Source organism: Caballeronia sp. GAFFF2 (assembly GCF_023631485.1).
In the GTDB taxonomy this organism is placed as follows: Bacteria; Pseudomonadota; Gammaproteobacteria; order Burkholderiales; family Burkholderiaceae; genus Caballeronia.
The window spans coordinates 95579-107295 of sequence record NZ_JALQDA010000019.1; the positions used below are offsets into that span (position 1 = coordinate 95579).

The 11717-nt window shown below is 62.8% G+C and carries 10 protein-coding genes; all 10 read right to left on the reverse strand.

The genetic code is table 11. The annotated features are described in order from the left end of the window. Positions 1-11: 11 nt before the first annotated feature. Positions 12-929 (reverse strand): UDP-3-O-acyl-N-acetylglucosamine deacetylase, encoded by a 918-nt coding sequence (gene lpxC, locus NCT04_RS12570; RefSeq protein WP_244826296.1) that lies wholly within the window; start codon positions 927-929, stop codon positions 12-14. A 266-nt stretch (positions 930-1195) separates the two neighbouring features. Continuing rightward, complete coding sequence (locus tag NCT04_RS12575) at positions 1196-1699, reverse strand: peroxiredoxin (RefSeq protein ID WP_244826297.1); 504 nt, start codon at positions 1697-1699, stop codon at positions 1196-1198. A gap of 282 nt (positions 1700-1981) precedes the next feature. Next, positions 1982-3184 (reverse strand): cell division protein FtsZ, encoded by a 1203-nt coding sequence (gene ftsZ, locus NCT04_RS12580; RefSeq protein WP_244826298.1) that lies wholly within the window; start codon positions 3182-3184, stop codon positions 1982-1984. 144 nt (positions 3185-3328) lie between these two features. Then, positions 3329-4561, reverse strand: coding sequence for a cell division protein FtsA (ftsA, locus tag NCT04_RS12585; RefSeq protein ID WP_244826299.1), 1233 nt, complete (start codon positions 4559-4561; stop codon positions 3329-3331). A 26-nt stretch (positions 4562-4587) separates the two neighbouring features. Next, on the reverse strand, positions 4588-5340 hold the full coding sequence (locus tag NCT04_RS12590; RefSeq protein WP_244826300.1) for a cell division protein FtsQ/DivIB: 753 nt from the start codon (positions 5338-5340) through the stop codon (positions 4588-4590). A 30-nt stretch (positions 5341-5370) separates the two neighbouring features. Then, a complete protein-coding gene (locus NCT04_RS12595; RefSeq protein WP_244828120.1) occupies positions 5371-6312 on the reverse strand; it encodes a D-alanine--D-alanine ligase in 942 nt (313 codons plus the stop codon). A gap of 26 nt (positions 6313-6338) precedes the next feature. After that, positions 6339-7730 (reverse strand): UDP-N-acetylmuramate--L-alanine ligase, encoded by a 1392-nt coding sequence (gene murC / locus NCT04_RS12600; RefSeq protein ID WP_250465711.1) that lies wholly within the window; start codon positions 7728-7730, stop codon positions 6339-6341. Positions 7731-7733: 3 nt separating this feature from the next. Further along, positions 7734-8867: an undecaprenyldiphospho-muramoylpentapeptide beta-N-acetylglucosaminyltransferase gene (gene murG, locus NCT04_RS12605; RefSeq protein ID WP_250465713.1), complete on the reverse strand. Its 1134-nt coding sequence runs from the start codon at positions 8865-8867 to the stop codon at positions 7734-7736. Further along, entirely contained in the window at positions 8864-10162 is a 1299-nt protein-coding gene (gene ftsW, locus NCT04_RS12610; RefSeq protein WP_244826303.1) for a putative lipid II flippase FtsW, read from the reverse strand. Before ftsW ends, murG begins: the two co-directional genes overlap by 4 nt. Then, the gene (murD, locus tag NCT04_RS12615) at positions 10159-11670 is read right to left on the reverse strand and encodes a UDP-N-acetylmuramoyl-L-alanine--D-glutamate ligase (protein ID WP_250465714.1); all 1512 of its coding nucleotides are present in this window, start codon (positions 11668-11670) and stop codon (positions 10159-10161) included. Before murD ends, ftsW begins: the two co-directional genes overlap by 4 nt. Positions 11671-11717: the final 47 nt, after the last annotated feature.

Sequence of the window (11717 nt, forward strand, 5' to 3'; positions counted from 1 at the left end):
CCTGAAGTGACTCAGGCAAATGCCGTCTGCGTGTCGAAACTGAAACCGCGCGGCGCCTTCTGAATGTCCTCGAACGTGACCATTTCGTAAGCGTCTTCGTTTGCGAGCAATTCGCGCAAAAGCATGTTGTTCATGGCGTGGCCGCCCTTGTACGCTTTGTATGACGCGAGCAGGGGATGCCCCACGACATACAGGTCGCCAATGGCGTCCAGCATCTTGTGCTTCACGAATTCGTCGTCGTAGCGCAAGCCGTCGTTATTCAGGATGCGGTACTCGTCGAGCACGATCGCGTTGTCCATGCTGCCGCCGCGTGCGAGACCGAGTTCGCGCATCATTTCAACTTCGTGCGCAAAGCCGAACGTACGAGCACGCGCGATTTCACGCACATATGACGTAGTTGCGAAATCCACTTCTAACGCCTGACCGGTCTTGTCGACGGCCGGGTGACGGAAGTCGATGGTAAAGCTCAGTTTGAAGCCGAAATACGGGTCGAGGCGCGCGAATTTATCGCCGTCGCGCACTTCGACGGGCTTCGTCACCTTGATGAATTTCTTCGGTGCGTTCTGCTCTTCGATACCCGCCGATTGAATCAGAAACACGAACGAAGCCGCGCTGCCGTCCATGATCGGGATTTCCTCGGCCGTTACATCGACATACAGATTGTCGATACCGAGTCCCGCGCATGCCGACATCAAGTGCTCGACGGTGGAAACGCGCGCGCCGTCCTTCTGCAACACGGACGCCAGACGCGTGTCGCCGACGGACATCGCGGACGCAGGAATGTCGACCGGTTGCGGCAGGTCGATACGCGAGAACACGATGCCCGTGCCAGCCGGTGCGGGCTTGAGCGTCAGTTCGACCTTTCGGCCGGAATGGAGCCCGATCCCCACGGTCTTGACTACGGTCTTGATTGTTCGCTGCTTCAACATGATTTTCTTCTTCCGATATGAATTCCCAATAAAGAGAATTAATCGCACTATATAAGCTAATAGGCCGAAGTATACTCCATCCAGTGCACGTCGTCGCGCTCCGGGAGGTTTCAAGTGTTTCCCGGTGTTACCTGCCGATGACAGATTTAATGAAGTGGAACGGGCCGATGGCCGGAATGGAGGCATTTCCGGTCATCGGCCCCAAGTTGCGGCTGTTTGAGAGTGCGTCTGCGGCGTTGTACAGAGACAACGCGACGCCGCTTCACTCAGCGCAACGTCGCCAGGATGCTTTGAGCGTCGCTGACTTCGAACTTGCCGGGCGCTTCGACATTGAGCGTCTTGACCACGCCATTGTCGATCACCATCGCGTAGCGCTGGGAACGAATTCCCATGCCGCGCTCGGTCAAATCCTGATCCAGTCCGAGTGCCTGGGCAAAACGCGCACTGCCGTCCGCGATCATCTTCACCTTGCCCGCGGTTTGAAGATCGCGTCCCCACGCGTTCATGACGAACGCGTCGTTGACGGAAACGCACCAGACTTCGTCGATACCCTCAGCGGAAAACTCCTCCGCCGCCTCGACGTAGCCGGGCACGTGTCTGGCGGAACACGTCGGCGTGAACGCGCCCGGCAATCCGAAGATCACCACGCGCTTGCCAGCGGTCCGCTCGCGCGCCGAGAACCCGTTCGGTCCCACGGCGCAGCCTTCGCTCGGCTCCTCGATGAACTCGAAGAGACGCACATCCGGCAACGTTTCACCCACTTTGATCATGCTCGGTCCTTCCCTCGTCAGTGCCCGCACATTCCGGCGAAGTGCATCGTCCCGCGCTTGACGCTTTATCGCGAAGTTCGACGACACCGGCTTCATCTGCACAGTGGCAAATTCGTGGAGAGCGCCTGGCCACGGCCTGGCGTCCGATTCGATACGTCCTCGAACGCGGCCTTGGACAGTCGCCCCACGTGAAGCCTGCATTGTCGCGCTTCTCGATTCAGCGCGCGTGATAACGGGTGCTACGGCTTCGCTCGTCGCCATGATTCGGCGATGAGGCCCGTCTTAGTCCGCTTGCTTGCGTAGGAACGCCGGGATGTCGTAAGTGTCGACGCCCTTTTCCTGCAATGCCTGCACATGCGATGCCGCCGTTTCCCGCGTCGAACGCCACACTGCCGGCGTGTCCAGCTGACCGTAATCCGTCGGCTGACCATGCTGCGGCGAATACGTGTTGTGCGTTGCGTGCGCATGCGCGACCGGCTGATTGTCGGTGCCCGTGCGCAGGAGGGTCATTGGCGCTTGCTGCTGCTTCTTCGCCGCGCGGCCCAGGCCCGTTGCCACCACCGTCACGCGCAGGGCGTCGCCCATTGCGTCGTCGTACACCGCGCCGAAGATCACGGTTGCGTCGTCGGCCGCGTAGCTCTTGATGGTATTCATCACTTCACGCGTTTCCGACAAACGCAGCGAACGGCTCGACGTGATATTCACGAGCACGCCGCGCGCACCCGACAAGTCCACGCCTTCGAGCAACGGGCTCGCCACGGCCTGTTCCGCCGCGAGACGTGCGCGATCGACGCCGGCGACTGTCGCCGTGCCCATCATCGCTTTGCCTTGCTCGCCCATCACGGTCTTCACATCTTCGAAGTCGACGTTCACGAGACCATCGACGTTGATGATTTCCGCGATGCCCGCGACAGCGTTGTTCAGCACGTCATCCGCGCACTGGAAGCACTTGTCCATTTCGGCGTCGTCGCCCATCACGTCGAACAGCTTGTCGTTCAACACGACGATGAGCGAGTCGACGTGATCTTCCAACTGCTGCGAGCCGGCTTCCGCCACGCGCATGCGGCGGCCGCCTTCGAACTCGAACGGCTTGCTCACGACGCCGACGGTCAGAATGCCCATTTCCTTCGCGATCTGCGCGACCACCGGCGCCGCGCCCGTCCCCGTGCCGCCACCCATGCCCGCGGTGATGAACACCATGTGCGCGCCACGCAATGCATCGGCGATACGCTCGCGCGCGTCTTCCGCCGCTTCCTTACCCTTGTCCGGCTTGGCGCCCGCACCGAGACCGGTCATGCCCAATTGCAGAACCGCCGGCGCGCGTGAGCGAGCCAGTGCCTGCGCGTCGGTATTCATCACGATGAAGTCGACGCCTTGTACACCTCTGTTGATCATGTGCTGCACGGCGTTGCCACCCGCACCTCCGACACCGACCACCTTGATGATCGTTCCGTTGGTTTCCGTTTCCAGCATTTCGAAATCCATGTTGCCTCCGTCAAGAATGAAGATCGGCGTTATTCGGCGAGAGATCGGGCAACCCCTCACCGCGCGCCAGCCGCCGGTACTGGCACCAATTATATTCAGCGTCTGCTGCTTTTTCTTTCGTGCTACTTATGTTTCTTATTCGATTCAGAAGTTTCCGAGAAACCAGTCTTTCATGCGCGTGAAGACCTGGCCCATCGATCCGTTCTGTACCGCGACCTTGCGGCCGCGCATGCGTTGCGAGCGTCCTTCGGCAAGCAGACCCATGGCCGTCGAATAGCGCGGATTGCGCACGACGTCTGCAAGGCCGCCCGCGTATTCCGGCACGCCGATACGCACTGGCTTCAGGAAAATGTCTTCGCCGAGTTCGACCATGCCGGGCATCATCGCCGCGCCGCCGGTCAGGACGACGCCGCTCGACAGCAATTCTTCGTAGCCGGATTCGCGCACGACCTGCTGCACCAGTGAGAACAGTTCCTCGACACGCGGCTCGACCACTGCTGCGAGCGCCTGACGCGACAGCGTGCGCGGACCGCGTTCGCCGAGACCCGGCACTTCGATCATCTCGTCGGGATCGGCGAGCGCCTGCTTCGCGATGCCGTAGCTCACCTTGATGTCTTCCGCGTCCGGCGTCGGCGTGCGCAGCGCCATCGCGACGTCGCTCGTGATTTGATCGCCGGCGATGGGAATCACGGCCGTGTGACGGATCGCGCCTTCGCTGAAGATGGCGATGTCCGTCGTGCCGCCGCCGATATCGACGAGCACTACGCCCAGTTCCTTCTCGTCTTCCGTCAACACCGCCAGCGACGAGGCGAGCGGCTGAAGAATGAGGTCGTTCACTTCGAGCCCGCAGCGGCGCACGCACTTCACGATGTTCTGCGCCGCGCTCACCGCGCCCGTCACGATATGCACCTTTACTTCGAGCCGGATACCGCTCATGCCGATAGGCTCGCGCACGTCTTCCTGACCGTCGATGATGAATTCCTGCGTGAGGATATGCAGCACCTGCTGATCGGTCGGGATGTTGATGGCCTTGGCCGTTTCGATCACGCGGGCGACGTCCGTCTGCGTGACTTCCTTGTCCTTGATCGCCACCATGCCGCTCGAATTGAAGCTGCGGATATGGCTTCCCGCAATGCCCGTGAAGACATTCGTGATCTTGCAATCCGCCATCAGCTCGGCTTCCTCGAGCGCGCGCTGAATGGATTGCACCGTGGCCTCGATGTTGACCACGACGCCCTTCTTCAACCCCTTCGAGTCGCTCTGACCGAGTCCGATCACCTCGTAGTGGCCCTCGCCTTTCAGTTCGGCGACGATCGCGACCACCTTCGACGTTCCAATGTCGAGGGAAACCAGCAGGTCTTTGTAGTCTTTGCTCATAGCGTGCTCATGCCCGTTTTGTCTGCTTACTTCTTGGCCTTGTCGGTGTCATTGATGAAACGCATTCCAGCTGCTCGTATCGCGAAGCCATTCGGGTAACGCAAATCCGCGTATTCGATGTCGTTGCCCCAACGCCCCGTCACCGACGGCCACGACGCGACGAAGCGCCGGCTGCGTTCGAGCAATGTGTCTTCGTTGCGCTCGCGGCCCAGTTCGAGCTGCGTGCCGTTCGAGAGCTTGACCGTCCACGCGAATCGCGGCGACAGCGTCACTTCCTCCGGCTGCGCGTCGAGCGGCGCGAACCACTTCTGAAAATCGTGATACCGGGCGACCACTTCCTTCGCCGTGCCCTCGGGACCGTCGAACGCGGGCAGGTCGTCGTCGAGTTCGCCCTGGTTCGCCGTGAAGAGTTCACCGTCCACGCTCACCAACTGGTCGTTGCCCCAGGTGCCGAGCGGCTTGTATTCCTCGAGTGTCACTGCGAGCGCATTCGGCCAGACGCGCCGCACGCTTGCATGACGCACCCACGGCATCTGCTCGAACGCGGCGCGGGCCGTATCGAGATCGACCGTGAAGAAATTGCCCTTCAGATGCCCCACCACGCTCGCGCGCACCGTCGGCGTGTTGATGTGCGCCGTGTCGCCGTCGATCTGGATACCGCGCAGACGAAACTCGGGACGCTGTATCGCCCAGATGCCCGCGGCGGCCAGCAGCATAAGCACGAGCATCAAGTGCAGCGCGCTGGCGGCGAGGTTCATTTGGCGAACGTTGTTCCACATGGTTCGTTTGCTTGTGTCCTGTGCGAATGTTTAGTCTTCGAGCGTCAACGACAACACCTTCACAACCAGATCCTTGTAGCTGATGCCGACCGCGCGCGCCGCTTTCGGCGGCAACGAGTGGTCCGTCATGCCCGGCGCCGTGTTGACTTCGAGAAAGTACGGATTGCCGTCGAGGTCAAGCATGAAGTCGGCGCGGCCCCAGTCCGTGCAGCCGAGCATGTCGAAGGCGCGCTGCGTCAGTTGCTTCATGCGCGCTTCCTCCGCTTCGGTCAGGCCGCAGGGAATCAGGTACTGGGTGTCGTCGGCGACGTACTTCGCGTGATAGTCGTAAAACTCGCCCGCCGGCACGATCTTGATGACCGGTAAATCCAGATTGCCGGCGATACAGCACGTGAACTCGCCGCCGCCTTCGATGCTCTTCTCCACGATCACGATCTTGTCGTACTTCGCGGCTTCTTCGAGCGCGGGCGCGAGCGTTTCCGCGCTCTTCACCTTGATGACAGCGACGCTCGAGCCTTCCGTCGCCGGCTTCACGAAAAGCGGCAAGCCGAGCTTCGCAATGATCTCGTGCGTGCGCGCGTCGTAGTCTTCACCGCGATACACGGTCTCGAACGGCGGCGTGGGAATGCCGGTCTGCTGCCACACGAGCTTGGTGCGCAGCTTGTCCATGCCGAGCGCCGAACCGAGCACGCCGCTGCCCGTATAACGGATGCCGTAAAAGTCCAGCGCGCCCTGCAACTGGCCGTTCTCTCCATAGCCGCCATGCAGCGCGATAAACACGCGCTCGAAACCTTCCGCCTTCAAGTCCGAGAGCGGACGCTCCGCCGGATCGAACGGATGCGCGTCGATGCCCGCTTCGCGCAAACCTTCGAGCACGAGCCGTCCCGAGTTGAGCGAGACTTCGCGCTCGGCCGAGTTACCGCCAAGCAGCACGGCGACCTTGCCGAAGACCTTGGGATCGAGTTGATTCACGTTGCTTTTGGTTGCGTCTTTCATGTTCAGTTCTGGCTCAGCGCGAGCCGCCCGCATACACCGCCGATGGAACCCGCGCCCATGGTGATCACCACGTCGCCGTTGCGCGCAAGCGTCGTCACGGCATCGGGTACTTCGTCCACGGTTTCGACGAACACCGGTTCGACCTTGCCCGCCACGCGGATGGCGCGCGCGAGCGCACGGCCGTCGGCGGCGACGATGGGCGCTTCGCCCGCGGCGTAGACATCGGTGAGCACGAGGGCATCGACGGTGGACAGCACCTTCACGAAATCCTCGAAGCAGTCGCGCGTGCGCGTGTAGCGATGCGGCTGGAACGCGAGCACGAGCCGGCGATCCGGGAACGCGCCGCGCGCCGCCGCGATGGTCGCGGCCATCTCGACCGGGTGATGACCGTAGTCGTCTATCAGCGTGTACGCGCCTTCGTTGTCGTTCGCCTTCACTTCGCCATAACGCTGGAAGCGTCGGCCCACGCCGTTGAACTCGGCGAGCGCACGCTGGATATCGGCATCCGCGACTTCGAGTTCGGTCGCAATGGCAATGGTGGCGAGCGCGTTCTGCACGTTGTGCGTGCCCGGCAGATTCAGTTCGATATCGAGCGGCGGCGCGTCTTCGCGCAGCGTCGTGAACTTCATGCGGCCGCCGCGCGCTTCGACGTTCACCGCGCGCACTTGCGCTTCGGCGCCGAGACCGTAGCGGATGATCGGCTTCGACACGAACGGCAGGATTTCGCGCACGTTCGGGTCGTCCACGCACAACACGGCAATGCCATAGAACGGCAGGCGATGCGTGAATTCGATGAACGCCTGCTTCAGCCGCGCGAAGTCGTGGCCGTAGGTGTCCATGTGATCGGCGTCGATGTTCGTGATGACTTCGATCACGGGAAAGAGGTTGAGGAACGACGCGTCCGACTCGTCCGCTTCCGCGACGATGAAGTCGCCCGTGCCGAGCCGCGCATTCGCGCCCGCGCTGATCAGCCGGCCGCCAATGACGAAAGTCGGATCGAGTCCGCCTGCCGCCAGCACACTTGCGACGAGCGACGTGGTCGTGGTCTTGCCGTGCGTGCCGGCAATGGCGATGCCCTGCTTCAGGCGCATGAGTTCCGCGAGCATGACCGCGCGCGGCACGATAGGCACGCGACGATGACGCGCGGCCAGCACTTCCGGATTGTCTTGCCGCACGGCCGTGGATACGACGACCGCGTTCGCGCCTTCAATGTTCTGTTCGTTATGCCCGATAGCCACGCGCGCGCCGAGCATCTTGAGGCGCTCGGTGATTGCGTTGTTCGACAGGTCCGAACCGCTGACCTGATAACCGAGATTGAGCAGCACCTCGGCGATGCCGCTCATCCCGACTCCGCCAATGCCGACGAAGTGAATGTGTTTGACGATATGTTTCATGACTTAATGTGCCTCTCGAGCTTGCGCGTGGGTACGCGCACCGGCCACGTCGGCGCAAACCTTCGCGACCCGTTCGGTCGCGTCCGGTTTCGCCAGCGCGCGCGAACGCTCGGCCATTGCCGTGAGCGTTTCGCGCGACTGCATACGCAACCAGCCGGCGAGCCTTTCCGCCGACAAATCGCGTTGTTGTATCAATTCCGCCGCGCCGTTCCTGGCGAGGAACGCGCCGTTGGTCGTCTGGTGATCGTCGACGGCGAACGGGAACGGCACGAACAGCGCCGCTACGCCGACCGCCGCGATCTCGGAGACGGTCATCGCGCCTGAACGGCAGATCACGAGATCGGCTGCCGCATAAGCGCTTGCCATGTCTTCGATGAACGGCACAAGTCGCAAGTCGCCGCCACGCGAAAAACCTGCCGCGGCGTAATTCGCTTCGAGCGCTTCGATATGCTTCGCGCCTGCCTGATGCACGATGCGCGGACGTTCTTCGTCGCTCAACAGGGCAAGCGCCTTCGGCACCGTTTCGTTGAGCGCAGCCGCGCCGAGACTGCCGCCGACCACGAGCACGTTCAACCGGCCCGAACGCGCGGCATAGCGTTCTTTAGGTGGCAATGTGCGCGTTAGTTCCGCACGAATGGGATTACCCGTCCATTCGGCATTGGGCAGCGCGTTTGGAAAAGCGACGAGCACGCGCTTCGCAAGATGCGCGAGCACCTTGTTCGCGAGTCCCGCGATGGAATTCTGTTCGTGCAGCACGAGCGGGCAGCCGGCGAGTCTCGTCATCACGCCCGCCGGGAACGTGATGTAGCCGCCCATGCCGAGCACGACATCCGGCTTCACCTGACGCAGCACGCGCAGACTCTGCGAACACGCGCGCAAGAGATTCACGGGCAACATGAACTTGGTCTTGATGCCCTTGCCGCGCACGCCGCCGAAGCGCACGGACTCCATCGGAATACCGTGCTTCGGGACGAGCGTCGCTTCCATGCCGCTCGCATTGCCGAGCCACACCACGCGCCAGCCCTGTGCCTGCATCCAGTGCGCGACCGCGAGACCGGGGAACACGTGGCCCCCGGTGCCGCCCGCCATGACCATCAGCGTGCGTGCGTTCGCAGTGGATGAGCCTTGCACGGTCATACCTTGCCTCCGCGCATCAGCACCCGGTTTTCATAATCGACCCGCAGCAGTACCGCGAGCGCGACGCAGTTCAAAAGAATGCCCGAGCCGCCGTAGCTTACGAGCGGCAACGTGAGACCCTTGGTCGGCAGAAGACCGAGATTCACGCCCATGTTGATGAAGGTCTGCGCGCCGAACCAGATGCCCACGCCCTTGGCCATCAGACCGGCGAAGGTGCGATCGAGTGCGAGTGCCTGACGGCCGATCTCGAATGCGCGGCGCACGATCCAGTAAAACAACAGGATCACGCAGATCACGCCGACGAAGCCGAGCTCTTCACCGATCACCGCGAGGATGAAGTCGGTATGCGCTTCCGGCAGATAGTTGAGCTTCTCGACGCTGCCGCCGAGGCCCACGCCGAACCATTCGCCGCGTCCGAATGCGATGAGCGAGTGCGTGAGCTGATAAGCCTTGCCTTGCGCGTAACGGTCGTCCCACGGATCGAGGTAAGCGAAGATTCGCTCACGACGCCAAGGCGATGCCCACACGAGCAAGGTGAAGGTGCCGACCGCCGTCGCCACCAGGCCGCCGAACAGCTTGCCGTTGACGCCGCCGAGGAACAGCACGCCCATGGCGATAGCCGCGATCACCATGAACGCGCCCATGTCCGGTTCGAGCAGCAAGAGCGCGCCGACTGCGCCGACCGCGACCGCCATCGGCAAAAAGCCCTTGCCGAAGCTGTGCATGAACTCTTGCTTGCGCACGGTGTAGTTCGCGGCGTAGATGGTCACCGCGAGCTTCATGATTTCCGACGGCTGCATGTTCGTGATGCCAAGCGGAATCCAGCGGCGCGCGCCGTTCACGCCCTTGCCCACATGCGGCACCAGCACGATGACGAGCAGCACGAGCGCCACGAGAAAGAGCTTCGGCGCGTACTTGTCCCAGGTCTTGATGGGAATCTTGAACGCGATGACCGCGCCGACGAGCGCCGTTGCTATCGAGATCAGATGGCGCACGAGGAAGTGATAGTCGCGATACTGCGCGTACTTCGGCGAATCGGGCATGGCGATCGAAGCCGAATACACCATCACGATGCCAAGGCCGAGCAGCGAGATCATCACCCACAAAAGCGAGTAGTCGTAGTCGAGCATGCGCGAGCGCGCCGGACGCACGCCGTTGACCGCGCTCGAAATGCCGCCCGCGGTTTCGGGACGTCCGACGCGCACCGAAGCGCCCGCGCGACCCGCAAGCGAATCCTGCGGAACCGCGTTGCGCTGGCCAGTCAATTTCGATCCAAAGCGTTCCGACCAGCTCATAGCATGACTCCCCGCGCGGCGGCAATTTCTTCGACCGCGCCGCGAAATACGTCGGCGCGATGTGCATAGTTTTTGAACATGTCGAGGCTCGCGCAGGCGGGCGAGAGCAGGACGGCATCGCCCGGTTGCGCGAGGCGCGCGGCGGATTGCGTCGCGGCTTCGAGCGTGGCGTGATCTTCGAGCGCGACGCCGGTGGCTTCGAGCGTTTCGCGAATGCGCGGCGCGTCGCGGCCGATCAGCATGACGGCGCGCGCCCAGCGTGCGACCGGTGCTTCGAGCGGCGAGAAATCCTGGCCCTTGCCGTCACCGCCCGCGATCAGCACGATGCGTTGCGCGAGACCGTCGAGCGCGGCGACCGTGGCGCCGACGTTGGTGCCCTTGCTGTCATCGACGTAATCGACGCCTTCGATCTGCGCGATCACTTCGACGCGATGCGGCTCGCCGTGATATTCGCGCAAGCCGTGCAGCAAGGCGGCGAGCGGCAGATCGACCGCACGTGCGAGCGCCAGCGCCGCCAGCGCGTTGGCGGCGTTATGCAGACCGCGAATGCGCAGCGCGTCGGCGGGCATGAGGCGCTTGCTCACCACGTTCGGCGCGGCGGCTTCCTGCTTGCGACGACGCGAGCTGACCGGTTCGTCGGCGGCGTCCTGATCCACGCCTTGCGCGAGCCAGACCATGCCGTTCTCGCGCAAAAGCCCGTAGTCGCCCACGTTGACCGGCTCGTCCAGACCGAAGCTCACCACGCGATTCGCCGCGACGTTCTTCGCGAGCGCCATGGTGCGGGCGTCGTCGCGGTTCAGCACGCGCGTCGTGCGCGCGCCGAAAATGCGGCCTTTCGCGGCGGCGTAGGCGTCGAGACCGCCGTGCCAGTCGAGATGATCCTGCGTGATGTTCAGCACGGCGGCGGCGTCCGGCGCGAAGGTGTGCGCGGTTTCGAGCTGGAAACTCGACAGTTCGAGCACCCAGACGTCGGGCAGCGCGGTTTGATTGATGGCTTCCGTGAGCTTGTCGAGCATGGCCGGGCTGATGTTGCCCGCGACCGCCACGCGCTTGCCCGCGCGTTCGCACAGGAGGCCCGTGAGCGCGGTCGTCGTGGTTTTGCCGTTCGTGCCCGTGATGGCGATCACCTTCGGCTGATAGCCGTCCATACCGAGCTTGGCCAGCGCCTGCGCAAACAATTCGAGTTCGCCCCACACAGGAATGCCGCGTGCTTTAGCAGCAGCGATCAGCGGCGCGAGGTCCGGCGCGAGCGGCGAAAGTCCCGGGCTGATGGCGACGATCTCGATACCGCCATCGAGCAATTCAGTCGAGAACGGGCCGCCGACGAAGTCCGCATCGATCTGATGGATGGCGAGCTCGGAAAGATTGGGCGGCAGTTCGCGCGTGTCGGCGATGCGCAGGCGGCAGCCGTGCCTGGCGCACCAGCGCGCCATCGCGAGACCCGATTCACCGAGTCCCAGCACAAGCACCATCGGACTTTGCCGATCCACAAACTTCTCGCCAAACATCGCTTTACCTTTGACCTGAAACGAAAATTCAAGAAACCTTCGAGCGT

Coding starts and splice junctions, on each gene's coding strand:
- murG (WP_250465713.1), bottom strand. CDS start 8,867: ATGACCGTGCAAGGCTCATCCACTGCGAACGCACGCACGCTGATGGTC.
- murC (WP_250465711.1), bottom strand. CDS start 7,730: ATGAAACATATCGTCAAACACATTCACTTCGTCGGCATTGGCGGAGTC.
- ftsZ (WP_244826298.1), bottom strand. CDS start 3,184: ATGGATTTCGAAATGCTGGAAACGGAAACCAACGGAACGATCATCAAG.
- murD (WP_250465714.1), bottom strand. CDS start 11,670: ATGTTTGGCGAGAAGTTTGTGGATCGGCAAAGTCCGATGGTGCTTGTG.
- ftsA (WP_244826299.1), bottom strand. CDS start 4,561: ATGAGCAAAGACTACAAAGACCTGCTGGTTTCCCTCGACATTGGAACG.
- ftsW (WP_244826303.1), bottom strand. CDS start 10,162: ATGAGCTGGTCGGAACGCTTTGGATCGAAATTGACTGGCCAGCGCAAC.
- NCT04_RS12590 (WP_244826300.1), bottom strand. CDS start 5,340: ATGTGGAACAACGTTCGCCAAATGAACCTCGCCGCCAGCGCGCTGCAC.
- lpxC (WP_244826296.1), bottom strand. CDS start 929: ATGTTGAAGCAGCGAACAATCAAGACCGTAGTCAAGACCGTGGGGATC.
- NCT04_RS12575 (WP_244826297.1), bottom strand. CDS start 1,699: ATGATCAAAGTGGGTGAAACGTTGCCGGATGTGCGTCTCTTCGAGTTC.